Source organism: Kitasatospora sp. NPDC088391 (assembly GCF_044753345.1).
Classification (GTDB): domain Bacteria; phylum Actinomycetota; class Actinomycetes; order Streptomycetales; family Streptomycetaceae; genus Kitasatospora.
Genome location: NZ_JBIVNB010000009.1, coordinates 256239 through 280830 on the forward strand (window position 1 = coordinate 256239; position 24592 = coordinate 280830).

Annotated in this window: 27 protein-coding genes and 1 riboswitch; of the genes, 10 read left to right on the top strand and 17 right to left on the bottom strand. The window is 74.0% G+C overall.

Annotated features, from left to right (window positions below):
- Nucleotides 1-35: 35 nt before the first annotated feature.
- Nucleotides 36-674, top strand: coding sequence for a hypothetical protein (locus ACIQBJ_RS26010; RefSeq protein WP_400715161.1), 639 nt, complete (start codon nt 36-38; stop codon nt 672-674).
- Nucleotides 675-681: 7 nt separating this feature from the next.
- Here ACIQBJ_RS26010 and ACIQBJ_RS26015 read toward each other — a convergent pair whose 3' ends face one another.
- The 6 genes from ACIQBJ_RS26015 to thrC all read right to left on the bottom strand — a co-directional run bounded on the left by ACIQBJ_RS26015 (nt 682) and on the right by thrC (nt 5883).
- Nucleotides 682-942 carry a DUF4031 domain-containing protein gene (locus tag ACIQBJ_RS26015; protein WP_400715163.1) on the bottom strand — a complete coding sequence of 87 codons (261 nt, stop codon included), beginning with the start codon at nt 940-942 and terminating at the stop codon, nt 682-684.
- Nucleotides 939-1298: a hypothetical protein gene (locus tag ACIQBJ_RS26020; protein WP_400715165.1), complete on the bottom strand. Its 360-nt coding sequence runs from the start codon at nt 1296-1298 to the stop codon at nt 939-941. The genes ACIQBJ_RS26015 and ACIQBJ_RS26020 overlap by 4 nt, the downstream gene beginning before the upstream one ends.
- Nucleotides 1299-1472: 174 nt before the next feature.
- Entirely contained in the window at nt 1473-3095 is a 1623-nt protein-coding gene (gene groL / locus ACIQBJ_RS26025; RefSeq protein WP_073811566.1) for a chaperonin GroEL, read from the bottom strand.
- Between the two features lie 345 nt (nt 3096-3440).
- The gene (locus ACIQBJ_RS26030; RefSeq protein WP_400715168.1) at nt 3441-3647 is read right to left on the bottom strand and encodes a cold-shock protein; all 207 of its coding nucleotides are present in this window, start codon (nt 3645-3647) and stop codon (nt 3441-3443) included.
- 617 nt (nt 3648-4264) lie between these two features.
- On the bottom strand, nt 4265-4543 hold the full coding sequence (locus ACIQBJ_RS26035; RefSeq protein WP_400715170.1) for a MoaD/ThiS family protein: 279 nt from the start codon (nt 4541-4543) through the stop codon (nt 4265-4267).
- A gap of 59 nt (nt 4544-4602) precedes the next feature.
- Nucleotides 4603-5883, bottom strand: coding sequence for a threonine synthase (gene thrC, locus ACIQBJ_RS26040; RefSeq protein ID WP_400715172.1), 1281 nt, complete (start codon nt 5881-5883; stop codon nt 4603-4605).
- Nucleotides 5884-5900: 17 nt separating this feature from the next.
- A riboswitch (SAM riboswitch) is annotated at nt 5901-6028 on the bottom strand.
- Nucleotides 6029-6166: 138 nt separating this feature from the next.
- Here thrC and ACIQBJ_RS26045 point away from each other — a divergent pair.
- Complete coding sequence (locus ACIQBJ_RS26045; RefSeq protein WP_400715174.1) at nt 6167-7165, top strand: glucosyl-3-phosphoglycerate synthase; 999 nt, start codon at nt 6167-6169, stop codon at nt 7163-7165.
- Nucleotides 7166-7227: 62 nt separating this feature from the next.
- Complete coding sequence (locus ACIQBJ_RS26050) at nt 7228-8694, top strand: trehalose-6-phosphate synthase (RefSeq protein ID WP_400715176.1); 1467 nt, start codon at nt 7228-7230, stop codon at nt 8692-8694.
- 17 nt (nt 8695-8711) lie between these two features.
- Here the strand turns inward: ACIQBJ_RS26050 and otsB are convergent, their stop codons facing one another.
- The 4 genes from otsB to ACIQBJ_RS26070 form a co-directional block, all read right to left on the bottom strand.
- Nucleotides 8712-9560 carry a trehalose-phosphatase gene (otsB, locus tag ACIQBJ_RS26055; RefSeq protein WP_400715178.1) on the bottom strand — a complete coding sequence of 283 codons (849 nt, stop codon included), beginning with the start codon at nt 9558-9560 and terminating at the stop codon, nt 8712-8714.
- Nucleotides 9561-9605: 45 nt separating this feature from the next.
- Nucleotides 9606-9836, bottom strand: coding sequence for a DUF3263 domain-containing protein (locus ACIQBJ_RS26060; protein WP_400715180.1), 231 nt, complete (start codon nt 9834-9836; stop codon nt 9606-9608).
- Between the two features lie 57 nt (nt 9837-9893).
- Nucleotides 9894-11162, bottom strand: a complete 1269-nt coding sequence (locus tag ACIQBJ_RS26065) for an extracellular solute-binding protein (protein ID WP_400715182.1) — start codon at nt 11160-11162, stop codon at nt 9894-9896.
- A gap of 183 nt (nt 11163-11345) precedes the next feature.
- Nucleotides 11346-12134, bottom strand: coding sequence for a DeoR/GlpR family DNA-binding transcription regulator (locus ACIQBJ_RS26070; protein ID WP_400715184.1), 789 nt, complete (start codon nt 12132-12134; stop codon nt 11346-11348).
- A 155-nt stretch (nt 12135-12289) separates the two neighbouring features.
- Here ACIQBJ_RS26070 and ACIQBJ_RS26075 point away from each other — a divergent pair, with 155 nt between their 5' ends.
- The 4 genes from ACIQBJ_RS26075 to ACIQBJ_RS26090 all read left to right on the top strand — a co-directional run bounded on the left by ACIQBJ_RS26075 (nt 12290) and on the right by ACIQBJ_RS26090 (nt 16418).
- A complete protein-coding gene (locus tag ACIQBJ_RS26075; protein ID WP_400715186.1) occupies nt 12290-13210 on the top strand; it encodes an SIS domain-containing protein in 921 nt (306 codons plus the stop codon).
- 136 nt (nt 13211-13346) lie between these two features.
- Entirely contained in the window at nt 13347-14279 is a 933-nt protein-coding gene (locus tag ACIQBJ_RS26080) for an ROK family protein (RefSeq protein WP_400715188.1), read from the top strand.
- On the top strand, nt 14276-15451 hold the full coding sequence (nagA, locus tag ACIQBJ_RS26085; protein WP_400715190.1) for an N-acetylglucosamine-6-phosphate deacetylase: 1176 nt from the start codon (nt 14276-14278) through the stop codon (nt 15449-15451). Before ACIQBJ_RS26080 ends, nagA begins: the two co-directional genes overlap by 4 nt.
- Before the next feature lie 109 nt (nt 15452-15560).
- Nucleotides 15561-16418 (top strand): ketose-bisphosphate aldolase, encoded by an 858-nt coding sequence (locus ACIQBJ_RS26090; RefSeq protein WP_400715192.1) that lies wholly within the window; start codon nt 15561-15563, stop codon nt 16416-16418.
- Nucleotides 16419-16438: 20 nt separating this feature from the next.
- On the opposite strand, the gene ACIQBJ_RS26095 is transcribed toward ACIQBJ_RS26090, so the two are convergent.
- A complete protein-coding gene (locus tag ACIQBJ_RS26095; protein WP_400715194.1) occupies nt 16439-17356 on the bottom strand; it encodes a hypothetical protein in 918 nt (305 codons plus the stop codon).
- 76 nt (nt 17357-17432) lie between these two features.
- Nucleotides 17433-19232 carry a diguanylate cyclase domain-containing protein gene (locus ACIQBJ_RS26100; RefSeq protein ID WP_400715196.1) on the bottom strand — a complete coding sequence of 600 codons (1800 nt, stop codon included), beginning with the start codon at nt 19230-19232 and terminating at the stop codon, nt 17433-17435.
- A gap of 213 nt (nt 19233-19445) precedes the next feature.
- On the opposite strand from ACIQBJ_RS26100, the gene ACIQBJ_RS26105 reads away from it, so the two are divergent.
- Nucleotides 19446-20015 carry a flavin reductase family protein gene (locus tag ACIQBJ_RS26105; RefSeq protein WP_400715198.1) on the top strand — a complete coding sequence of 190 codons (570 nt, stop codon included), beginning with the start codon at nt 19446-19448 and terminating at the stop codon, nt 20013-20015.
- Between the two features lie 58 nt (nt 20016-20073).
- Here the strand turns inward: ACIQBJ_RS26105 and arfB are convergent, their stop codons facing one another.
- The gene (gene arfB, locus ACIQBJ_RS26110; RefSeq protein ID WP_400715200.1) at nt 20074-20502 is read right to left on the bottom strand and encodes an alternative ribosome rescue aminoacyl-tRNA hydrolase ArfB; all 429 of its coding nucleotides are present in this window, start codon (nt 20500-20502) and stop codon (nt 20074-20076) included.
- Nucleotides 20503-20556: 54 nt separating this feature from the next.
- On the opposite strand from arfB, the gene ACIQBJ_RS26115 reads away from it, so the two are divergent.
- On the top strand, nt 20557-21057 hold the full coding sequence (locus tag ACIQBJ_RS26115) for a hypothetical protein (RefSeq protein ID WP_400715202.1): 501 nt from the start codon (nt 20557-20559) through the stop codon (nt 21055-21057).
- Between the two features lie 105 nt (nt 21058-21162).
- The gene (locus ACIQBJ_RS26120; RefSeq protein ID WP_400715204.1) at nt 21163-21738 is read left to right on the top strand and encodes a TerD family protein; all 576 of its coding nucleotides are present in this window, start codon (nt 21163-21165) and stop codon (nt 21736-21738) included.
- 77 nt (nt 21739-21815) lie between these two features.
- Here ACIQBJ_RS26120 and ACIQBJ_RS26125 read toward each other — a convergent pair whose 3' ends face one another.
- The 4 genes from ACIQBJ_RS26125 to folB form a co-directional block, all read right to left on the bottom strand.
- Complete coding sequence (locus ACIQBJ_RS26125; protein WP_400715206.1) at nt 21816-22865, bottom strand: hypothetical protein; 1050 nt, start codon at nt 22863-22865, stop codon at nt 21816-21818.
- A 116-nt stretch (nt 22866-22981) separates the two neighbouring features.
- Complete coding sequence (locus tag ACIQBJ_RS26130; protein WP_400715208.1) at nt 22982-23470, bottom strand: DUF3180 domain-containing protein; 489 nt, start codon at nt 23468-23470, stop codon at nt 22982-22984.
- Between the two features lie 120 nt (nt 23471-23590).
- The gene (gene folK, locus ACIQBJ_RS26135) at nt 23591-24229 is read right to left on the bottom strand and encodes a 2-amino-4-hydroxy-6-hydroxymethyldihydropteridine diphosphokinase (RefSeq protein ID WP_400715318.1); all 639 of its coding nucleotides are present in this window, start codon (nt 24227-24229) and stop codon (nt 23591-23593) included.
- On the bottom strand, nt 24226-24585 hold the full coding sequence (gene folB / locus ACIQBJ_RS26140) for a dihydroneopterin aldolase (protein ID WP_400715320.1): 360 nt from the start codon (nt 24583-24585) through the stop codon (nt 24226-24228). The genes folK and folB overlap by 4 nt, the downstream gene beginning before the upstream one ends.
- Between the last annotated feature and the right edge of the window lie 7 nt (nt 24586-24592).

Consider the following 24592-nt stretch of genomic DNA (forward strand, 5'->3'; position numbering starts at 1 on the left):
GACACCGACCCCGGCAGGAACCCGGAGGGAGCAGAATGGCCGCCATGACCGCCTCGCTGTCCGCTCGCTGGCACGACCTGCTCACCCGCTGCGGTGCCACCGCCGACCCCGGGCCCTACGCCGACGACCTGCTCGCCCGCTGGGCCGAGCCGCAGCGCCGCTACCACACCACCGCCCACCTGGCGGCGGTCCTGGACCGGGTCGACGAATTCGCCGGGCACGCCGACGACCCCGACGCCGTCCGGCTGGCCGCCTGGTTCCACGACGCCGTCTACCGGCCCGACCGCTCCGAGAACGAGGAGCGCAGCGCGGGCCTCGCCTGCCGCGCCCTGCGCGAGGCGGGCCTGCCCGAACCCCTGGTGCACGAGGTCGCCCGCCTGGTCCGCCTCACCACCACCCACCACCCCGACCCCGGCGACCGCAACGGCGAGGTGCTCTGCGACGCCGACCTCGCGGTCCTCGGCGCGCCCCCCGAGCAGTACGCCGCCTACACCGCCGCCGTCCGCGAGGAGTACGCCTTCGTCCCGCCGGACGCCTTCCGCGAGGGGCGCGCCGCGATCCTGCGCCAACTCCTCGCCCTGCCCGCCCTGTTCCGCACCCCCGAGGCGCACGCGCGCTACGACGCGCAGGCCCGCGCCAACATGCACGCCGAACTGGACCGGCTCACCGCCTGACGGCCCCTCACCCGCCGTGCTTGCGCACCCGCAGCCCCGCCGCCGTCAGCCGGGCCACCAGCTCCCGGCTGGCCACGGGGGTCGCGCCCAGCGCCACCGCCCTCCCGTACCAGTGCGCCGGGATGTCGTAGTGATCCCGTTCGAAGCCCTTCGCGGGAGCCCCCAACGCGGCGGCGAAGGCGTGCAGTTCGTCCAGCGAGACGTCACTGACCAGGTGCGACCACCACTTCCCGTGGCCGGGCCAATCCGGCGGATCGATCAGGATCACGCCAGCCCGCCGACGGGCGCCACGGCCACCCCGCGCTTCCCGCACACCCAGTGCGGGTCCGGCCCCAACTCCGGCTCGACGCCCAGCGCGTGCGGGTCGTCCTCCTCCTCGGCACAGGCGGTGCACAGCGGCCACCGCCCGTAGGACTCCAGCAGCGCGTCCTGCACGTCCTGCGCGATCAGCCCGAGCACGAACTCGCAGCCCGCGGGCCACTGTTCGAGCCACCACCGGCGATGGGTGACGGCGTCCTCCACCAACGAGACGATCGCCGCCTCCGCGACGTCCCGGGCGGTCAGGTCGGCGAGGATCAACGCCCGCGCACTGTGCAGGGCGGCTTCGATGTCGGAACTGGCCATCCGCCCATTGTCCCGCACTCCGCCACGGCAGCGGGAACTCCGCCGTACTCGACTCGAAGTCGAACGGTGCCGGCGGCGGGAAAGGGGCGGCCCGGGCGGGAACGCCGCGAGGGCGGCCTCCCGAAGGAGACCGCCCTCACGAGCGAACGAGCGGAACGTTCCGATCCCGGGGGATCAGAAGTCCATGTCACCGCCCGGCATGCCGCCGCCGGCGGCCGCGGAGGCCTTCTCCGGCTTGTCGGCGATGACGGCCTCGGTGGTCAGGAACAGGGCCGCGATGGAGGCGGCGTTCTGCAGGGCGGAGCGGGTGACCTTGGCGGGGTCGATGATGCCGGAGGCGATCAGGTCGACGTACTCGTTGGTCGCGGCGTTCAGGCCGTGGCCGGCGGGCAGGTTGCGGACCTTCTCGACCACGACGCCGCCCTCGAGGCCGGCGTTGGTCGCGATCTGCTTGATCGGGGCCTCCAGGGCCACGCGGACGATGTTGGCACCGGTGGCCTCGTCGCCCTCGAGCTCCAGCTTGTCGAACGCGACACCGGCCTGCAGCAGGGCGACGCCGCCACCGGCGACGATGCCCTCCTCGACGGCGGCCTTGGCGTTGCGCACCGCGTCCTCGATGCGGTGCTTGCGCTCCTTGAGCTCGACCTCGGTGGCCGCGCCGGCCTTGATGACGGCCACGCCGCCGGCCAGCTTGGCGAGGCGCTCCTGGAGCTTCTCGCGGTCGTAGTCCGAGTCGGAGTTCTCGATCTCGGCGCGGATCTGGTTGACCCGGCCGGCGACCTGGTCGCTGTCGCCGCCGCCGTCGACGATGGTGGTCTCGTCCTTGGTGATGACGACCTTGCGGGCGGTGCCCAGCAGGTCGACGCCGGCGTTCTCGAGCTTGAGGCCGACCTCCTCGGAGATCACGGTGCCGCCGGTCAGGATGGCGATGTCGCCGAGCATGGCCTTGCGGCGGTCGCCGAAGCCCGGGGCCTTGACGGCGACGGACTTGAAGGTGCCGCGGATCTTGTTCACGACCAGGGTGGAGAGCGCCTCGCCCTCGACGTCCTCGGCGATGATGACGAGCGGCTTGCCGCTCTGCATGACCTTCTCCAGCAGCGGGAGGAGGTCCTTGACCGAGGAGATCTTGGAGTTGGCGATGAGGATGTACGGGTCCTCGAAGCTCGCCTCCATGCGCTCCAGGTCGGTGGCGAAGTAGGCGGAGATGTAGCCCTTGTCGAAGCGCATGCCCTCGGTGAGCTCGAGCTCCAGGCCGAAGGTGTTGCTCTCCTCGACGGTGATGACGCCTTCCTTGCCGACCTTGTCCATCGCCTCGGCGATGAGCTCGCCGATCTGGGTGTCGGCGGCCGAGATGGAGGCGGTGGAGGCGATCTGCTCCTTGGTCTCCACGTCCTTGGCCTGGGCCAGCAGCTGGTCGGAGACGGCGACGACGGCCTTCTCGATGCCGCGCTTCAGGGCCATCGGGTTGGCGCCGGCGGCGACGTTGCGCAGACCCTCGCGGACGAGCGCCTGGGCGAGCACGGTGGCGGTGGTGGTGCCGTCACCCGCGACGTCGTCGGTCTTCTTGGCGACCTCCTTGACGAGCTCCGCGCCGATCTTCTCGTACGGGTCCTCGAGCTCGATCTCCTTGGCGATGGAGACACCGTCGTTGGTGATCGTGGGGGCGCCCCACTTCTTCTCCAGGACGACGTTGCGACCCTTGGGGCCGAGCGTGACCTTCACGGCGTCGGCAAGCTGGTTCATGCCACGCTCAAGGCCGCGGCGGGCTTCCTCGTCAAAGGCGATGATCTTGGCCATCAGAAGTGGTCCTCCGGGACACGGTCGACTGCTCGGACCAAGGGGTGCCCGCGACGGACGGCCCAGGAAGCGGGGGTCCCTTCCCCTACCGCCTCCGGAGCCTCACCGGCCCGGTCCGTTTGTCACTCTCACACTGCGAGTGCTAACGCCAATGATTAGCACTCTCGGGTGTCGAGTGCAAGCCCATTCGGCCCGCGCCGGTGGCTCCCCGGGGAAACCCGCAGGCCGCCGCCGGGGCCCCGGAAAGGGCGTCCGCGCCCCCGGAAAGGCCGACGGGCCTGCCCCCGGACGCGATGCGTCGGGAACAGGCCCGCCGGGCCGTGCGCTGTCGGTCTGCCGGTGCCGTCAGGCGCCGGGGGCCCGGACCATGTCGGCCTGCGGACCCTTCTGACCCTGCGAGATCTCGAACTCGACCCGCTGGCCCTCTTCCAGGGTGCGGTAGCCGTCCATCTGGATCGCGCTGTAGTGGACGAACACGTCCGCTCCACCGTCGACCGCGATGAAGCCGTAGCCCTTCTCGGCGTTGAACCACTTGACGGTGCCCTGAGCCATTCCGAACTCCCCTTGTGCTGTGCTGGCCCTTCAGAGATCCGCGGACGCGGACCCGGAGGTCTGGAAGGCCGGCCTGGGGACTCCCCCCCGTACGGCGCAGCCTCTGTCGCGGCTGAATGTATCCGGATATGCGCCCTCTGCAACAGGCCCTAATTTCCGGGAATGGCCAAGCCGGGCCGGGGATATGACGGGGCGAAAGGAGCATCGGCCGACAATTGCCACCGGGCATAACGGACGCATCACCGCAAAACGCCGGGATAATTCTGACGGCGGCCTGACAGAAAGGTCGGCGGACGGTCCGGCCCGCGTCTCGGAAGCCGGGACGGAACCCGGGACGGAAGGCGGTCCTGAACGGGCGGGGCACGGTGCGGTGCGGGCAGTGCGGCGGTGTGCGAGGCAGTGCGGAAAATCAGGATTGAACCGGTCCGCGGCGGGGAACGCCCGCACCGGCACTCTACCGCTCCGCCGCGAGCCGAATTCCAGCGGCCCACCAGGTGGGAAACCGCGGCCCGCCGGCATTCCCGCCGATACGCGCACCGTTACGCACGAAGCCGCCGCCGGACGGGCCGGAAAAGCAATTCCGGGTCTGGCGGCGGCGACGTGAATGCGGTACGGCCTCAGCAGCCGCCGGCCACCGCCGGAATGATCGACACCGAGGCGCCGTCCTTGATCTCGGTGTCCAGGCCCTCGGCGAAGCGCACGTCGTCGTCGTTCACGTACACGTTGACGAAGCGGCGCAGCTTGCCGGTGTCGTCCAGCAGGCGGGCGGCGATGCCCGCGTGGTTCGCCTCCAGGTCCGCGATGACGGCGGACAGGGTGGCGCCCTCGGCGGTGACCTCGGCGGCGCCGCCAGTGTAGGTGCGCAGGATGGTGGGGATGCGGACGGTGGCGCTCATGCGGGGCTCCTCGGGCGTGCGGCGGCGTACGGGCGGCGTGGGGGTCCTACGGCTGGAGGTCAGGCGGTGACGAGACCGGCGGCGCGGAAGGACTCCAGCGTCGGGCGGATCACGGCGGTCATGCCGGCGTCGGCGACCGCGTCGAGGGTCTTCAGGCCGTCGCCGGTGTTGATCGCGACGGTCTCCTTGGCCGGGTCCAGCTGACCCGTCTCGACCAGCTTCTTCAGCACGCCGACGGTGACGCCGCCCGCGGTCTCGGCGAAGATGCCCTCGGTGCGGGCCAGCAGCTTGATCGCCTCGACCACCTCGGCGTCGGTGACGTCCTCGACCGCACCGCCGGTGCGGCGGGCGATGTCCAGCACGTACGGGCCGTCGGCCGGGTTGCCGATCGCCAGCGACTTGGCGATGGTGTCCGGCTTGACCGGCTTGATCACGTCACGGCCGGCCTTGAAGGCGGCGGAGACCGGGGAGCAGCCCTCGGCCTGGGCACCGAAGATCTTGTACGGCCGGTCCTCGACCAGGCCGAGCTTGATCAGCTCCTGCAGGCCCTTGTCGATCTTGGTGAGCTGGGAGCCGGAGGCGATCGGGATGACGATCTGCTCGGGCAGCCGCCAGCCGAGCTGCTCGCAGATCTCGAAGGCCAGCGTCTTGGAGCCCTCGCCGTAGTACGGGCGCAGGTTGACGTTGACGAAACCCCAGCCCTCGCCGGCCGGGTCGCCGATCAGCTCGGAGCAGAACCGGTTCACGTCGTCGTAGTTGCCGTCGATGCCGACCAGCTCGCCGCCGTACACGCCGGCCATCACGACCTTGCCCTGCTCCAGGTCGTGCGGGATGAACACGCAGGACTTGAAGCCGGCCCGGGCGGCGGCGGCGCCCACCGCGCCGGCCAGGTTGCCGGTGGAGGAGCAGGAGAGGGTGGTGAAGTCGAAGGCGCGGGCGGCCTCGATCGCGCAGGCCACCACCCGGTCCTTGAAGGAGTGGGTGGGGTTGCCGGAGTCGTCCTTGATGTGCAGCTGCGCGGTGAAGCCCAGCTCGCGGCCCAGGTTGTCGGCCTTGACCAGCGGGGTCCAGCCCGGGTTCAGGTTCGGCTTGCCCGCGACGTCGGCGGGAACGGGCAGCAGCGGGGCGTAGCGCCAGATCGACGCCGGGCCGGCCTCGATCCGCTTGCGCAGCTCCTCGGCGTCGTAGCCCGCGTAGTCGTAGGCGATCTCCAGCGGGCCGAAGCACTCCAGACAGGCGAAGCTCGGGCCGAGCGGGAAGCGCGTGCCGCACTCCCGACAGGACAGCGCGGTGGCCGGACCGAGGTCGACGGCGGAAGGTGCGGCGGTGTCAGCAGCCATGGTGGCGAGGCCCTTTCTCCTCATCTTCCCCGGAGCGCGGTCGCGTCCGGGACGGAATTGGCACCTGTCCCGCCGGGCCTGCTGGCCGCACGGGAGGGTTGCCGGGACTTCAACGGGCCGTTCCCTCAGTCCCTCTGGATGAGCTCTGTGAAGTTGTGGTCGTACGCTGCGAGCGACCCCGACGTGCGAAGGTCCGACCGCATTACGAAGACTGTATCCGAAGGCGGCGGTGGACCCACCTGCCGTCCGACACCCGAGACGAACCGAGACAGGGAGCGAGACCTTGGCCGAGCAGCCCGAGCCCGGGGTACTGCCGGAGGTGGCCGACTGGCTGCGCCGCAGGTCGTGGACGGCCGCCGACCGGCCGCTCGCCGCCCTGCTCGCCGCCAAGCGCGCCGCCGGCCCGGCCGGCACGGTCTCCGTGGTGCTGCCCGCGCTGGACGAGGAGCCCACCGTCGGCGCGATCGTCGGCGCGATCCGGTCCGAGCTGATGGAGCGTCACCCGCTGGTCGACGAGCTGGTGGTGGTCGACTCCGGCTCGGTGGACGGCACCGCCGCCGCGGCGGCCGCGGCCGGCGCCCGGGTGGTGCACCGCGACAGCGTGCTGCCCCGGCTGCCGGCCGGCCCCGGCAAGGGCGAGGTGCTCTGGCGTTCCCTGTTCGCCACCCGCGGCGCGATCGTCTGCTACGTGGACGCCGACCTGCGCGAGTTCGACCCGGCGTTCGTCTCCGGCATCGTCGGCCCGCTGCTCACCGACCCCGGCCTGCAGCTGGTCAAGGCGATGTACGACCGGCCGTTCGAGGCCGACGGCGCGGTCGTCCCGGCGGGCGGCGGCCGGGTCACCGAGCTGGTCGCCCGCCCGCTGCTCAACCTGCACTGGCCGCAGCTGGCCGGCTTCGTGCAGCCGCTCGGCGGCGAGTACGCGGCCCGCCGCAGCCTGCTGGAGCGGCTGCCCTTCCCGACCGGCTACGGCGTCGAACTCGGCCTACTGGTCGACGCGTTGGAGCTGGTCGGACTGGACGCGCTGGCCCAGGTCGACGTCGGCGTCCGGCACCACCGCCACCAGGACGGCCAGGCCCTCGGCCGGATGGCCGCCACCATCTACCGCACCGCCCTGGAACGCCTGGACCGCACCGACCGCCTCAAGGCCGGTCCCGACCTGGTCCGCCCGCTGCTCACCCAGTACACCCGCACCCCCGCCGGCTTCACCCCCCGCACCCACCCCGTCCCGACCGCCGAACGCCCCCCGATGGCCACCGTCCCGGAGTACCGCGACCGCTGACCGCCCCCGCCCGGGCCGCGTCGAGTGGTTTGCTGCGGCGGTCGCACGGCAAGGTTGGCTGTATGGCCGATCACGTGACCGAACGTCCCGAGTCGTCCGGAGCCGCCCCGATCCTGGTGGCCTCCAATCGCGGGCCGGTGTCCTTCCGCGCGGAGGACGACGGCACCCTGAGCCTGCGCAGAGGCGGCGGCGGGCTGGTCTCCGGGCTGTCCGCGATCGACGACCCCTCGGCGGTGTGGGTGTGCGCCGCGCTCTCCGACGCCGACCGCGCCGCCGCCCGGCAGGCCCCCGACGGGCGGCTCGACCTGGCCGGGCACGACGTCGGCGGACAGGCCGTCCGGATGCTGGACATCGACCCGGAGACCTTCGCCCGCGCCTACAACGGCGTCGCCAACTCCACCCTGTGGTTCGTCCACCACCTGCTGTACGAGATGCCGGTCGAACCCGCCTTCGGCGCGGAGTTCCGCACCGAGTGGGCCGGCTACCTCGCCTACAACACCGCCTTCGCCGAGGCGCTGGCCGCCGAGGCCGCCCCCGGCGCGGCCGTGCTGATCCAGGACTACCACCTGTCGCTGGCCCCGGCGCTGCTCCGGGCCCTCCGCCCCGACCTGCGGATCGGCCACTTCTCGCACACCCCGTGGGCCCCGCCGGACTACTACCGGCTGCTCCCCGACGACGTGGCCGCCACTGTCCTGGAGGGCATCCTCGGCGCCGACCGGGCCGCCTTCCTGACCCGTCGCTGGGCGCTCGCCTTCGCCGACTGCTGCGCGGCCGTCCTCGGCGCCGAGGTCGACCGGGCCGCGCTGACCGTCACGCACGGCGGCCGCACCACCCGGCTCGGCGTGCACGGCCTCGGCGCCGACGGCGACTTCCTGCGCGAGCGCGCCCACCGGCCCGACGTCGACGAGCGGCTGACCGCCCTGCGCGCGGCCGTCGGCGACCGGCGCACCGTCGTCCGGGTCGACCGCACCGAGCTGAGCAAGAACATCGTCCGCGGCCTGCTCGCCTACCGGCACCTGCTGCGCACCCGCCCCGAGTGGCGCGACCGGGTGGTCCACGTCGCCTTCGCCTACCCCTCGCGCACCGACCTGGCCGCCTACCGCGACTACACCGCCGAGGTCGGCCGGCTCGCCGGCGAGGTCAACGCCGAGTTCGGCACCGCCGACTGGCAGCCCGTGCTGCTCCACCTCGACGACGACTTCCCGCGCTCGCTGGCCGCGTACCGGCTCGCCGACGTCGCCCTGGTCAACCCGATCCGGGACGGCATGAACCTGGTCGCCAAGGAGGTCCCGGTGGTCTCCGACCGCGGCTGCGCCCTGGTCCTGTCCCGCGAGGCCGGCGCGTACGCGGAGCTCGGCGAGGACGCGATCACCGTCAACCCCTTCGACGTCACCGCCACCGCCGACGCCCTCGCCGAGGCCCTCGCCATGCCGGCCGACGAACGCGCCGACCGCACCAAGCGGCTCGCGGCGGCGGCGACGGCCCTACCGCCCCAGCAGTGGTTCCTGGACCAGCTGAACGCCCTCTGAGCCCCGGCGCGGCCGCGCTACCGGCCGAGCAGCTCCGCGAGCGAGTCGAGCACGTCCACCACCCCGGCCGGCCCCGCCACCACGAGGTCGGCGCGGTCGGCGAGGGCCGCCACCGGGGGTTCGCCGGTGACCGGGCCGCTGCAGACCAGCAGGCCGGGGAGGCCGGCCTCGCGGCGGCGGGCGACCTCCGCGTAGGCGGCCAGGTCGCCGAGGTCGTCGCCGGCGAACAGCACCGGGCCGGCGGCCTTCTCGGCGAGGAAGCCGCGCAGCGCGACGCCCTTGTCGACGCCGGGGGGCCGCAGTTCGAGGACCATCCGGCCGGGTTCGACGACCAGGCCGTGCCGGCCCGCCAGTTCGCCGAGCGGGCCGCTCAGCCGGGCCAGCAGCCCGTCCGGGTCGGGGGCGCGCCGGGTGTGCACGGCGACCGCCCGCTCCTTGTCCTCCACGAACGTCCCCGCGGGGGCGCCGAGGTCCGCGAGCAGCCCGGGCAGCGCCGCCCGGACGGCGGCGACGCCGGGCGGCGGCGGGGCGGCGGTGACGGTGCCGGTCGCGGCGTCCCAGCGCTCGGCGCCGTAGTGGCCGAGGACGGTGAGGTGCTCCAGTCCGGGGGCGCCGGCGAAGCCGCCGTGCGCGACGGCGGTCGCGGCGGGGCGCCCGGTGACGATGACGACGGCCCCGACCAGCGGGGCGAGCGCGCCGAGCGCGGGGACCACGCCGGGGTGGGCGCGGGCCTGCTCGGGGTCGGCGACGATCGGGGCGAGCGTGCCGTCGAAGTCGAGTCCGACGACGGCGGCGCGCGGGTCGGCGAGCAGGCCCGCGAGTCCGTCGCGGCCGGCCGGGGACGTGAGCTGTTCGGCGATTCCCATGGCCGAGACGCTACCGGGCGGCGGGCCCGGGCGGGCGGTGTCCGGTCACTGCCGGGCCTCGCGCCGGGCCTGCCGGACCCGGCGCAGCCGGTTGACCAGGACGGGGTCGTGGGCGAGCGCCTCGGCGCGGTCGAGCAGGGCGTTGAGCAGCTGGTAGTAGCGGGTGGCGGAGATCCCGAGCTCCTGCCGGATCGCCTGTTCCTTGGCGCCGGCGGTCCGCCACCCGCGGGCTTCCAGGGCGAGCACCGCCCGGTCGCGTTCGGTCAGTTCGGCCATGTCCCCAGGCTAAGCGCCCGGGGTGTCGGCCCCCGCCGGACCGGTGCCCCGTTCCGGTCAGCCGCTCTTGCGGGCCCGGGAGGACTCGGCGGCGGCGGAGCTCTGCAGTTCGCCGAGCACCCCGTCGGCGTTGCCGCCGGGGCGGACCACCTCGCCCATCCGCTGCTTGAGCAGGCTGCTGACCTTGTCCCAGGAGGGGTCGCCGTAGGGGTAGAAGTTGGCGGTGGGCAGCACCTTGAGGAACTCGGTGAGGTCCTGGTGCGCGGGGTTGGCGGACAGCTCGTCGAGGGTGTCCTGGGTGACGGGGAGCAGGTTGTACTCCTCGTCGAACTTGAGGGTGTTCTGCTTGCCGAGCGTGAAGTTGAGGAACTTCTTGATCTCCGCCCGGTGCCCGTTGGCCTTGAAGGCCATCAGCCAGTCGGCGACGCCGAACGCGACCGGCTTGACGGTCTTGTCCTTGCGCGGGATCGCGGCGGTGCCGAACTGGACCTTGCCGGCGGCGGCCTTGAGCAGGCCGGGGTGGCCGTTGAGCATGGCGACCTTGCCGTTGACGAAGTCCTCGAAGGCGGTGGCCCGGTTGACCTTGCCGGGGTCGGCGTAGGTGAGGCCCTTGTCGACCAGGTTGGTGCGCAGCCACTTGAAGGTCTCGCGGTTGGGCTGGCTGTCGATGGTGTAGTTGCCGACGTTGTCGGAGAGCGCGCCGCCGCCGCTCATCGACCAGATCATCGACTCGGCCTGGGCCTCCTCGGGGCCGAGCGGCAGCGCGTACGGGGTGACGCCGGGGACCTTGGCCTTGACCAGGTCGGCGTCCTTGCGCAGCTCCTCCCAGGTGGTGGGCGGGGCGGTGATGCCGGCCTTGTCGAAGATCGCCTTGTTGTAGACGAACACCCGGCTGGAGGAGATGAACGGGATGCCGTACTGGCTGCCGAGCACCTGTCCGGCCTTGCTGAAGGAGTCGAGCAGGTTGGCCTGGGTGTCGATGGAGAGCACGTCGCCGACGGGGTAGAGGCGATCGGCGGTGACCTGGTCGGCGAAGCCGCCGGTCTGCACCACGTCGGGGATCTTCCCGTCGGCGATCAGCTGGGCGACGTGCTTGTCGATGTCGGGCCAGGGCACCACGTCGACCTTGACCTTGATGTCCGAGTTGGCGGCCTCGAAGTCCTTGGCGAGCTGGGTCCAGTAGGCGGTGCTGGAGTTCGCCGGGCCGTCGCCGTAGTCGGCGGCGACCACGGTGAGCGTCACCCCGCTCGCACCGGAGACGAGACCGCAGCCGGTGAGCAGCAGGCATCCGACGAGGGGCAGGGGGATCAGCGCTGTTCGCTTCAAGGTGGACCGCCTTCGGGAGGGTAACAGCGGCGACCCTGACAGCCCGTGCCGTAGTGGTCCAGACCTGTAGTGACGGAAGTTATCGAAGTGTCAGATCCCGTTGCGCCCAGCGCAACACCGGGTCCTTTTCCGTCCGCTATGCGGAAACCGGCCGGACCAAAACGGTCGCACCCACCCGAACCGTCAGGCGGTCAGGACGGTCACCCCGGCCTCGGCGAAGGCGGCCGCCAGTTCGGCCGGAACCTGCTCGTCGGTGACCAGGGTGTCGACCCGGTCCAGGCCGCAGATCCGGGCGAAGGCGCGGCGGCCGAGCTTGGAGGAGTCGGCGGCCACCACGACCCGGCGGGAGCGCTCGGCGAGCAGCCGGTTGATCGCCGCCTCGCCCTCGTGGTGGGCGGTGGCGCCGTGCTCGACGTCGATCGCGTCCACGCCCAGCACCGCGGTGTCCAGGGCGAGTTCGCCGAGCACCTGGGCGGCCAGCGGGCCGATCAGCTCGTAGGACTGGGGGCGGGCCACCCCGCCGGTGACCACGATCTTCACCTGCGGACGGACCGTCAGCTCGTTGGCGATGTTGAGCGCGTTGGTGACCACGGTCAGGCTCTGGCCGCTCTCGCCCTGCTCGGCCAGGTCGGGGCGGACGGCCAGCGCCCGGGCCACCTCGGTGGTGGTGGTACCGCCGTTCAGGCCGACCACCTCGCCGGGTTCGACCAGGCCCGCCACCAGCGCGCCGATCCGCTGCTTGGCGTCGGCGTTGCGGGCGGTCTTGTAGCGCAGCGGCAGGTCGTAGGAGACGCTGTGCGCCACCGCTCCGCCCCGGGTCCGGGTGACCATCTGCTGGCGGGCCAGCTGGTCCAGGTCGCGGCGGATGGTCGCGGCCGAGACGTCCAGTGCGCCGGCCGCCTCCTCCACGTCCAACTTGCCGTGTTCGGCCAGCAGTTCCAGCAGTGCGTTCCACCGTTCGTACCTGGACACCGTCCTGCTCCTCCCGACCGTGCGGTTCGCGGTCGGGACAGCTTCGCACACCGGGAGCACTCCCGATGCATTGCGCACTCGTGCTCGAAACAGCTATAAATCAATCAGCTTTGCGCACACAGCCTGCTCCGCCGAAGCCAGAGGAGTCCCCACCCATGCCGCACCTGTCCCTGACCGGCGAGGAGATCGCCACCCAGCCCGAGAACTGGCGCACCGCCGCGGCGCTGGCGGCGACCGGCCCGGCCGGCCTGCCGCGGCGCGGCGAGCGGGTGGCCGTGGTCGGCTGCGGCACCTCGTGGTTCATGGCGCAGGCGTACGCCGCGCTGCGCGAGGCCGGCGGCCACGGCGAGACCGACGCCTTCGCCGCCTCCGAGTTCCCGCTCGCCCGCCGCTACGACCGGGTGCTGGCGATCACCCGCTCCGGCACCACCACCGAGGTGCTACGCCTGCTGGCCGCCACCGACCTGCCCAGCACCGCGATCACCGCCTGCCCGGACCAGCCGGTCGCGGCGGTGGCCGGCGACCTGGTCGACCTGGGCTTCGCCGACGAGTCCTCGGTGGTGCAGACCCGCTTCGCCACCACCGTGGTCGCCCTGCTCCGGGCCCACCTGGAGGCCGAGGGCGCACTGCCGCCCGGCGTCGCCACCGTCGAGCGGGCGGCCGCGGACGCCGAGCGGGCCGTGGCCTGGCAGGTGCCGGCCGAGCTGGTCGCGCTGGAGCAGATCTCCTTCCTCGGCGCGGGCTGGACCAACGGCCTGGCCCAGGAGGCCGGGCTGAAGATGCGCGAGGCCGCGCTGGCCTGGACCGAGTCCTACCCGGCGATGGAGTACCGGCACGGCCCGATCTCCATCACCGCCCCCGGCCGGGCCGCCTGGGCGTTCGGCGAGCTGCCGGACGGCCTGGCGGACGAGGTGGCGGCGGTCGGCGGCACGCTGGTGGCCGACTCGCGGACCGGCGGCCTGGACCCGCTGGCCGACCTGGTCCGGGTGCACCGGCTGGCCGTCGCGCTGGCCGAGCACCGCGGCCTGAACCCCGACCGGCCGCGCAACCTGACCCGTTCCATCGTGCTGTCCTGACCCCCCGGGGCCGCCGCGCCCCGGAACGCAAAACCCCCAGGAGATTCCAAAGAGCGATAAACCTCACCTCTCAGGACCAGACCAATCGAGCAACTGGACTAGACCTCTTCGACCTGGCCAAGGGAAACTGTCCCCCGTGAAGCACGTCATCGCACTCGATGTAGGCGGCACCGGCATGAAGGCCGCGCTGGTCGCCCAGGACGGCTCCGTGCTGTTCGAAGCACGCCGACCGACCGGGCGGGAGCACGGCACGGACGCCGTCGTCGCCACCATCCTCGACTTCGCCGCCGACCTGGCGCAGGAGGGCCGCACCCGGTTCGGTGCCGCCCCCCTCGCGGCGGGCGTCGCCGTGCCGGGAACGATCGACGAGAAGAACGGGATCGCGGTCTTCTCCGCGAACCTGGGCTGGCGCGACCTGCCGATGCGCAAGCTGCTCGGCGAGCGCCTCGGCGGCATCCCGGTCGCCCTCGGCCACGACGTCCGCTCCGGCGGGCTCGCCGAGGGGCGGATCGGCGCCGGACAGGGAGTCGACCGCTTCCTGTTCATCGCGCTGGGCACCGGCATCGCCGGCGCGATCGGCATCCACGGCTCGATCGAGGCGGGTGCGCACGGCTACGGCGGCGAGATCGGCCACGTGGTGGTCCGCCCCGGCGGGCCGCTGTGCGGCTGCGGCGCCCGCGGCTGCCTGGAGACCCTGGCCTCGGCCTCCGCGGTCTCCCGCGCCTGGGCCGGCGCCAGCGGCGACCCGGAGGCCGACGCCGCCGCCTGCGCGAGCGCCGTCGACGCCGGCGACCCGCGGGCGGTCGAGGTCTGGCGGACCGCGGTCGACGCCCTCGCCGACGGCATCGTGCTGGCCCAGAGCCTGCTCGACCCGTCGACGGTGATCGTCGGCGGCGGGCTGGCGGAAGCCGGTGACACGCTCTTCACCCCCCTGCGCGCCGCGGTCTCCGAGCGGTTGACCTTCCAGATGCCCCCGAAGGTCGTACCGGCCATGCTCAAAGACACCGCCGCGTCCCTGGGCGCAGGCTTGCTCGCCTGGGATCTGCTCTCCATGGAGGTGACCGCGTGACCGCGGACCGTACTGCACTGGCCGGAGCCCGACTGGTCCTGCCCGGCGGGGTGATCGACGCGGGCCGGATCTCCGTCGAGGGCACCCGCGTCGCGGGCCTCGGCGGCGAGGCGGAGCCGAGCGACCTCGACCTGACCGGCTACACCGTCGTCCCCGGCTTCGTCGACCTGCACGTGCACGGCGGCGGCGGCGCCTCGTACGCCTCCGGCATCGCCGAGGAGGCACTCACCGCCGCCCGCGCGCACCTGGAGCACGGCACCACCACGACGATGGCCTCCACCGTCACCGGCGAGATCGACGAGGTCTGCCGGCAGGCGGCGGTGCTCTCCGAGCTGGTGGAGGACGGCGTCCTGGCCGGCATCCACTTCGAGGGCCCGTTCATCTCGCACAACCGGTGCGGCGCCCACCGCCCCGACCTGCTGCGCGACCCGGACCCGGCGCTGGTGCGCAAGCTCGCCGACGCGGGCCGCGGCCACACGAAGATGTTCACCCTGGCCCCGGAGCTGCCCGGCGGCCTGGAGTCGGTCCGGATGCTGTCCGAGCTGGGCATCATCGCCGCCGTCGGCCACACCGACTCCGACTACGAGACCACCCTGCGGGCGGTCGACGCCGGCGCCACCGTCGCCACCCACCTGTTCAACGCGATGCCGGGCATCCAGCACCGCGCCCCCGGCCCGATCGTCGCCCTGCTGGAGGACGAGCGGGTCACCGTCGAGCTGGTCAACGACGGCATCCACCTGCACCCCTCGGTGGTCGAACTCGCCTACGGCACGGCCGGCGCCGAGCGCGTCGCGCTGATCACCGACGCGATGGGCGCCGCCGGCATGGGCGACGGCCTGTACCCGCTCGGCCCGCTCCAGGTCCGGGTCGAGGACGGCGTGGCCCGCCTGGTCGAGGGCGGCTCCATCGCCGGCTCCACCCTCACCCTGGACGTCGCCTTCCGGCGCGCCGTCACCGTCCTCGGCCTGTCCCTGAACCAGGCCGTCACCTCGCTGTCCACCGTCCCGGCCCGCCTGCTGGGCCTGGCCGACACCATCGGCACCCTGGAGGCCGGAAAGAACGCCGACCTGGTCGTCCTCGACTCCGACAGCTACGAACTCGCCGCCGTCATGCGCCGCGGCGAGTGGATCGTCGGCGCGGACCGCTTCGCCAGGGCCGGCAACCCGGCCTGACCCGGCGCCGCCCCGCGGAGGGGCGGCACCCGGTCCTCCCGCCCGGTTCCACGGTCGGGTGAGCAGCGGAACCTGCGCCCCGCTACTCACCCCACCGGGAGCCCCTGCCGTGCCCCTCGTCCCCACCTCCGACCTGCTCGCCGCCGCCGCCGCCGAACGCCGCGGCCTGCCCGCCTTCAACGTGATCACCCTGGAGCACGCCGAGGCCATCGCCGCCGGCGCCGAGGCCGCGGGCACGCCCGTGGTCCTCCAGCTCAGCCAGAACGCGATCGCCTTCCGCGGCGGCCGCCTGCTGCCGATCGCCCGCGCCTGCGCCGAGGTCGCCGCCGCCGCCGAGGTCCCCGTCTCGCTGCACCTCGACCACGTCGAGGACGTCGACCTGCTGCGGGCCGCGCCCGCCGCCGGGTTCTCCTCCGCGATGTTCGACGCCTCCGCGCTGCCGCACGACGAGAACGTCAAGGCCACCGCCGAGGCCACCGCCTGGGCGCACCGCCACGGCCTGCACCTGGAGGCCGAGCTCGGCCGGGTCGGCGGCAAGGACGGCGAGCCCCCGCTCGGCGCGCACGCCCCCGGGGCCCGCACCGACCCCGCCGAGGCGGCCCGCTACGTCGCCGACACCGGCGTGGACTCGCTCGCGGTGGCGGTCGGCTCCTCGCACGCGATGACCGCGCGGACGGCCTCGCTCGACCACGCGCTGATCCGCGAGCTGGCCGCCGCCGTCCCCGTCCCGCTGGTGCTGCACGGCAGCTCGGGCGTGCCCGACGCGAGCCTGGCCGAGGCGGTCGCGGCCGGCATGGTGAAGATCAACATCGGGACGGCGCTGAACCTCGCCTACACCCCCGCCGTCCGCGCCCGGCTGGCCGCCCACCCGACGGCGAGCGACCCCCGGCCCGGCCTGACCGCGGCCCGGACCGCCATGGCGGCGACCGTCGAGCAGCTGGCCCGGGTGGTCTCCGCCCGGTTCTGAGCGCGCCCCGCCGCCCCGCCCTACCGGGTCGGGTACGTGTTCACCGACATCGGGGTGAGCGCGACCTGGTCCAGCAGGACGGGGCCGGCGCCCGCCGGGAGGGTCAGCGTGATGGTGTTCGGGCCCGCCTGCAGGGTGGGCCATATGTTCGTGCTGAACCAGGACATCGCCGGGTCGGTGTTCTTGCCGTAGTTCTTCAGCACCACCCCGTTGGGGTGGTCCTTGCCGTTGACCAGGACCTGCGCGGGCTGGTCCGCGCCGGTGTTGTTGAAGTGCAGCCAGAGCTTGGCCTGGCCCGCGGCGTCGGCGTTGACCGTCCAGGTGACGGTGGAGCCGCCCTGCAGGGTCAGGTACGAGCCGTCCGCGGAGACCGCGCCCTTGACCGCGCTGTCGGTGGCCGCGCCCTGCGCCTGCAGCTTGGTGGCGTCGCTGACCGGCGCCGACGACGCGCTGGCGCTCGCCGAGGGGCTGGCCCCGGCCGCGCCGGTGCCGGTCGGGGCCGGCGCGCCCGTGCTGTGGCCGACGGGGGCGGCCTTGCCGCCCTTCTCGTCGCCGCCGCCGGAGAGTGCGACGCCCGCGCCGATCGCGATCGCGGCGACCACCGCGACGGCGCCGATGACGGCGGCCTTGCCGCGCCCCATCGGCCGGTCCTCGCCGGGACGGGGGCGGGAGCGCTCGGCGTACCGGCTCTGCTGCGGGGGGAGCGCCGCGGTGGGCTCCGCGCCGGGGCCGGGACCGTACCCGGGCGGCGGGCCGGGCTGGGCGTACGCGGGCCGCTCGCCGTAGGTGGCGCGGCCGACCTCCATCGGGCGCTGGTACCCGGTGCGCGGGCGCTCGGCGACCGGCTGCTCGCCGTCGGCGGGCCGGTACAGGTAGGCGAAGGGGTCGTCCTGGCCCGCCTCGTCGGGCGCTGCGCCGTTGTCGCCGGGCGTGGTCACGGTCAACTCCCCAGTACTGGATGTGCTGTGTACCCAGGGCACCCTACCTGCCCCCGGCGGGGGCCCGGTAAGCGGTTCAGCCCGCGCGCCGGTGCGAGCGCTCGCCGCGGGCGCCGCGCGCGGGGCCGCCCCGGGTGCGCTTCTCGTCGTACATCCGCTCGTCCGCGGCGTGCAGCACCTCGTCGATGCTCATCCCGCAGCCGGCCCAGCCGATGCCCAGGCTGACGCCGACCCGGACGGTCCGGTTGTCGATCCGCATCGGCGGCAGGATCGCGGCGCGCAGCCGCCCGGCCAGCTCCTTGGCCTCCTCGCGGCCGATGCCGTCGGCGAGCACCACGAACTCGTCGCCGCTCATCCGGGCCACCGTGTCGCCCTCCCGGACGACCTGCTGGAGCCGGCGGGCGATCTCGATCAGGACGGCGTCGCCGGTGTTGTGGCCGTAGCGGTCGTTGACCAGCTTGAAACCGTCCAGGTCGCAGTAGAGGACGGCCAGGCCCTTGTCGCCGGCCGGGCCGCGGCGGTGGCCGTGCCAGAGGTCGCCGGCGGGCTGGTCGGCGGACGGGACGGCGGTGTGCACGTGGTGGGCGGGGGTGCCGTCGTGGCGGAGCACCTGGCCGGCCGCGAAGGCGGCGCGGTCGCGCTCCAGGGCCCCGTCGGGGGCCGCGTAGCCGTGCGCCGGGGGGGCGGGCGCCCCGGGGGCCGGGAGGTCGCCCAGGGGGGCGTAGGAGGTCGGATGGGGGGCGGCGGGCGGCAGTGCCTGGCCCGGCACGCCGACCGGGTCGGGCAGCGGGGGGCGCGGACAGAGCCGGCGGGCGAGCCGGGCGCGCAGCTCGGCGCCGTTCGGCAGGCCGGTCAGGGCGTCGTGGCTGGCCCGGTGGGCGAGCTGGAGCTCGTGCCGCTTGCGGTCCTCGATGTCCTCGACGTGGGTGAGCAGGAAGCTCGGGCCCTCGGTGGCGTCGGCGACCACCGAGTTGCGCAGGCAGACCCACTGGTAGCCGCCGTCCCGGCGGGCCAGCCGCAGTTCGGCCCGGCCGCCCTCGGCGCTGGTGCGGTGCAGCAGTTCGAGGTCCTCGGGGTGCACCAGGTCGGCGAAGCGCTGCTGGCGGAGGGTGGCGCGGGGGCGGCCGAGCAGCCGGCAGAGCGCGTCGTTGACCCGGGTGAGCTGGCCCATCGCGTCGCCGTGCAGCTCGGTGATGGCCATCCCGCTGGGGGCGTACTCGAAGGCCTGCCGGAACGACTCCTCGCTGGCCCGCAGCGCCTGCTGCTCCTTCTCCAGCCGGGCCAGCGCGCGCTGCATCTCGGCGCGCAGCCGGGCGTTGCCGATGGCTATGGAGGCCTGCAGGGAGAACATCTCCAGCGCCTCCCTGGTCCAGGCGCCGGGGCGCTTGCCGCTGCGCGGGCGGTCGACCGAGAGGATGCCGAGCAGGTCCCCGCCGGCGCTGTACATGGGGGCGAGCAGGACGTCCTGGGGGTGCCAGTCGTTGCCGTAGACGGGCATCGGCCCGTCGCCGGTCCAGGTCGGGATGTCGGTGGCGATGGCCCAGCCGCGGTCGTGCGGGAGGAAGCGCAGGGTGCCCCAGTGGTCGGCGACCTGGAGCATCCGCTCCCAGGACTCGCGGGAGCCGACCTGGCCGAGCAGCACGGCGGGGCCGCCGAAGGCGCTCTCCTCGATCTCCCAGACGGCGGCGACCACCAGGTCGCCGTCGGGGCGCACCAGGCTGACCGCGGCGGCGTCGAACCCGAGCCCGTGGACCGCTCCCTCGACGACCGCCTGCAGGGTTCCCGCCAGGCTCCGGGCAGCGTTGAGGTCCGCCACGACCCGGTGCAAGGTGCGGAGGGTCGCGAGGCGGACGTAGGGCTCCGACTCGGCTTCCATGCGGGGGCTCCCCGGCTGCTCGGATAGTTCTTGAAAGGTTGTCGTCCGATTGCCAGAAGAACTGAATCACAGCGAGCACTGCGATAGGCACGCTCGGTCAGCAATAGCCCGTGAGTGTGACTCAAATCACATAATGATCAAGGAGTGGACGACCAAGGACCGAGCGGACCTACGTCCGGGGCCCGATACCGGCTCCCCCGACCGGGGACTACCGTGCGGTACGTGCCCAGCCCCACGCAGCCCCCCACCGCCCCCGCGGCGCCCGGCCCCGACTCCGGCCCGGCGGCCGCCGCCGCCCCCGAGGAGTTCCGCGCCGCCCTCGCCCAACTGGCCTCCGGCGTCTCCCTGCTGACCCTGCACGACGAGGAGGACGACGAGGACGCCGGGATGACCGCGACCTCGTTCCTGTCGGTGTCGCTGGAGCCGCCGCTGGTCCTGGTCTCGGTCCGGGAGGGCTCCCGGATGGACGAGCTGCTCGCCCGGACCGGGTCCTGGGCGGTGTCGCTGCTGGCCGAGGAGCACCGCACCCTCGCCTCGCGCTTCGCCATGAAGGGGCGGCTCAGCGACCGCCTGCTGTTCGCCGACGCCGCCTGGCGGCGCGGCCCGCGCTCCGGGGCGCCGCTGATCGAGGGCGCGCTGGCCACCGTCGAGTGCCGCACCGAGCGGCTGATACCCGCGGGCGACCACACCCTGGTGCTCGGCCGGGTGCTGGCCGCCGAGGTGCCCGCGCCCGCCGCCCGGCCGCTGCTGTACCTGCGCGGCGGCTACCGGCAGCTCGGCTGACGGCGGCCCGCCGACCCCGCTCCCCCACTCCAGCCCCACTCCGGCCCCGCTCCGGCCCCTATTCCGGGCGGACCCGGCCGCGGCCCTGCTTCAGGCCCGAGCGGTGCCGCTTGCTCTCCAGCCGCCGCTCGACCATGCCCCGGCTCGGCTTGGTGGCCCGCCGGGCCTTCGGCGGCGGCGCGGTGGCCTCGCCGAGCAGCGCGGCCAGCCGGGCGGCCGCGACCTCGCGGTTGCGCCACTGCGAGCGGTGCTCGGAGGCGCGGACCGTCAGCACCCCGTCCACCAGCCGGGAGGCGAGGCGCTCCAGGGCGCGCTCCTTCCACACCGGGGGCAGCGCGGCCGAGGCGGCCAGGTCCCACAGCAGCTCGACCCGCGAGTCGGAGGTGTTGACGTGCTGGCCGCCGGGGCCGGAGGAACGGGAGAAGCGCCAGACGAGCTCGGCGTCGGGGACGACCACCGAGCCCCGGACGCGCACGGGCTCAGTCATGCCGCCCATCATCCCGCCCGGGCGCGGCCCGCGTCACCTGGTTAACCCGGCACAATGGCGGGCGTGATCGAGCTCGGCTACTCCCTCTCCACCCGCCTCCCCGACCCCCCGCAGACCGACTACCGCACCGCGTCGGTCCGCTCGCTGCGGCACGACCTGTTCGCCGGCGACGTCTACCTGGAGACCGACGAGGGCGCCGGCCTGGAGACCCGCTGGGGCTGGGTGCCGGTGCTGGACTTCGCCTGGGCGCTGTGCGACATCGCCGAGCGGCTGGACGCCGACCCGCGCGGCAGCCGGGAGTCCCGGGTCCGCACCGAGGACCTGGACTTCACCCAGAACACCGAGCTGCTGCGCTTCGCCCGCCGGTTCGGCTGGGTCGAGATCTCCGCCACCTGGCGGCCCGAGGACGAACCGCTGGTGGTGCGACACGCGGAACTGCGCCGCGAGGCACGGGACTTCCTGCAGGATGTACTCGCCGACCTGACCGAGCTGCACGAGGGTCTGGCGGACAACCCGAACGTCTGGACCGTGCAGGGCCGCTACCCCCGGATCTGACCGCCGCGGGGCGGCCGGGAATCCGTCCGTCCACCAACCGGTGGAACCAACGGCCACCCGTCCCGCGTTCTTCCGGCAGAACCGACCGAAGGGACACCACAGACCATGCCCGTGAGCCTCTCCAAGGGTGGCAACGTTTCGCTGACCAAGGAGGCGCCCGGCCTGACCGCCGTGGTCGTCGGCCTCGGCTGGGACGTGCGCACCACCACCGGCGCCGAGTTCGACCTGGACGCCAGCGCGATCGTCCTGAACGGCGAGGGCCGGGTCTACTCGGACCGCCACTTCGTCTTCTTCAACAACACCAGCACCCCGGACAGCACCGTCGTCCACACCGGCGACAACCGCACCGGCGAGGGCGACGGCGACGACGAGCAGATCAACGTCAACCTGGCCGCGCTGCCCGCCGACGTCACCCGGATCACCTTCCCGGTCTCGATCTACGACGGCAACGGCCGCGGCCAGAGCTTCGGCCAGGTCCGCAACGCCTACATCCGGGTCCTCAACCAGGCCGGCGGTGCCGAGATCGCCCGCTACGACCTCTCCGAGGACGCGGCCACCGAGACCGCGATGATCTTCGGCGAGCTGTACCGGAACGGCGCCGAGTGGAAGTTCCGCGCCATCGGCCAGGGCTACGCCTCCGGCCTGGTCGGCATCGCCCAGGACTTCGGCGTCAACGTCTGATCCGGCGTCACGCACCGCGAAGGCCCCCGCTCCTGACGGAGCGGGGGCCTTCCGCGTGCGGCGCGGGCGGCGGCCGGTCAGTTGCGGGTCGCCCGCAGCTCCGGCAGCTCCAGCAGCTCGGTCTCGTCGTGCGCGGTCAGGTCGACCACCTCGGGCTCGGTGTCGGACTCGGCGTGCTGGTGGGTGGGCGGCTGCTCCACCGCCTGGTGCGCGGGGCGGCCGGCGTCCACCGGGGCCGCGCCGACCACGGCGTAGCGCTCGGACTCGGCCACCGCCTCGTCGCCCACCACGTCCGCCAGGTCCGCCAGGTCGCCGACCGCGGGGGCCGGGGCGGCCGCCCGCAGCGCGGCCCGGGCGGCACCGGGCCGGCCGAAGAAGCTGAACGCGGCGGCCCGCGGGCGCGGCGGCACCGGGTGCGCGGCGGCGGCCGGGCGGCCGTCCTCCTCGGCGGCCGGGCGGGTGCCGGGCAGCGCCGGGCCGACCGGGCGCAGCGCGGCGGCGGTGGTGCCGGCGGTGGCGGGGACGGGCTCGGGCATCCGCGGGCGCAGCTCGACCTGGGCCCGCCCGTCGGCCTCGCGGCGCGCCTCGGCGGCGGCCGCCTGCCGCTCCAGGTGCCGCATCGCGGCCTGGGCGCGGACGTAGCCGGCCTGGGTGAGCGGGTGCTTGGGGCGGGACGCCTCCAGCGCCTGCCGGGCGGCGTCGGCCTCCTTCAGCGCCTGCTCGGCGACCATCACGGCGCGCTCGCGCAGCAGCCGGGCGATCTCGGTCTCGGCCTTCGCCAGCCGGGACTTCTCCGCGGTCAGCCGGCGGCCGAAGCGGGTGGCCCGCTCCTCGGCGACCTCGGCCGCGTACTCGGCCTCGGCGATCTGCTCCTCGTAGCGCTCCTCGACCCGCAGGCGGCGCTGCATGGCCTGCTCGGCGGCGGCCTTGGCGGCCCGGTCGCGCTGGCGCAGCACCAGGGCGAGGCCGACCACCGCGATCACGGCGGCGACGCCGACCGAGCGGGCCACGATCTGGTCCGGACTGGCCACCAGCGCGGCCACCGCCGCGACCACGAGCACACCGGAGGCGACCGGTGGCAGGGACCGGCCGAGGACGGAGGAATGACGGTGGCGTCCGCGAGACATGGACTAGAAACTAGCGTGCGAATCGCGGCCCTGTCAGCCTCGCCCCCCATTCGGGCCTTGACAGGCCACCGGCGCCACCTTCCGCGACCGGACGGTGACGCCGCGTCCACCGCGGGTCACCGCGGGGAGGCGGCCGTCCCGCCCGGGTGGTCCGGGTCGTCGGGGAGCCGGCAGACGTGCTGCAGCCAGAGCCCGACGGCGATCACCGCGGCGCCGGCCAGCACCGCGAACAGCGCGGTCTGCGCCTGCGAGCGGCGGGCCGCGTTGTCGAGCTGGCCGAGCAGGAACGCCCCGGTGCCCGCGTAGATCCCGGTCACCACGGCGGACACCAGCGCGCTGGCCTGGCCCAGCACCAGGGCCCGCGCCGCGTGCAGCGGGTCGACCCGCTTGGCGTCCCGCTGCCGCTCCCGGGCCGCCTTCAGCCGGGAGCGCAGCGAGAGCGTCACGGCGAGCAGCACCACGGCGACCGCCGCCAGCACGTACGGCGCGTAGCGGGGCACCGAGGGCAGCGTGCCCAGGGTGTCCCACAGCCGGGAGGCGCCCCAGGACAGCAGCCCGGTGATCCCGGTGATGCCGAGCAGCAGGCGGAGACGGAGCGGCTTCACGCGGACGGGCGTCCTTCCCAGTGGTGCGGTACGGGGTGGTGCGGTGCAGGGCGGTGGGGCCTTCGCCAGGGAGCTACGCCCGCGCGGCCGCGGAAGTTCCCCGGCCGGGCGGGCGGGCGCTCACTCCGGCAGCCGCAGCTGCAGGTCGGCGCGGAGCCGGACGCCCTGACCGGCGGCGCCGCCGAGGCCGGCCAGCAGTTCGGCGACCGCGCCGCGGCCCGGCACCTCGGCCGCCGGGTCGGCGTCCTGCCAGGGGGCGAGGACGAACGCCCGCTCGTGCGCCCGCGGGTGGGGCAGCGTCAGGTGCGGGTCGGCGCTGGTGACGTCCTGGTAGGCCAGCAGGTCGACGTCCAGGGTGCGCGGGCCCCAGTGCACGGTGCGGACCCGGCCGAAGGCGTCCTCGACCGCGTTGGCCCGCTCCAGCAGGTCCTGCGGCGGCAGCGAGGTGCGCAGCAGCGCGACCGCGTTGAAGTAGCTGGGCTGGTCGGCGGGGCCGCCGACGGCGTCGGTCTCGTACACCGCGGAGACCGCGGTCACCCGGACCCCGGGGGTGTCCTCCAGCGCGTCCACGGCGCCCTGCAGGGTCTCCAGGCGGTTGCCCAGGTTGCTGCCGAGGGCGACGACGGCGGTGCGGGAGTCGTGCAGGGTGGACTCCACGCGGTCCACCTTGCCCTGGAGGTCGAAGGTGCTCGGCGTGGCGGTCGGGTCGGTGGTGGCCAATGGAGTTCCCTCTGCTCGGGCTCCGCCGGGCGCGGTCAGGCGCGGCCGCGGCGGATCGTGATGGTGACGTCGTCGAAGGGGACGGTGATCGGGGCGTCCGGCTTGTGCACGGTGACCTCGACCTCCTCGACCACCTCGTGTTCCAGGCACCGGTCGGCGATCCGCTGGGCCAGCGTCTCGATCAGGTCGACGGGCTCGCCGGAGATCACCGCGGTGACCTCCTCGGCGATCACGCCGTAGTGCGCGGTGCGGGTCAGGTCGTCGCCCGCGGCGGCCGGCCGGGTGTCGAGGAACAGCACCAGGTCGACCACGAAGGTCTGCCCCTCGATCCGTTCGCGCTCGAAGACGCCGTGGTGGCCGCGGGCGCGGAGGCCACGCAGGGTGACGCGGTCCAGCAAAAGA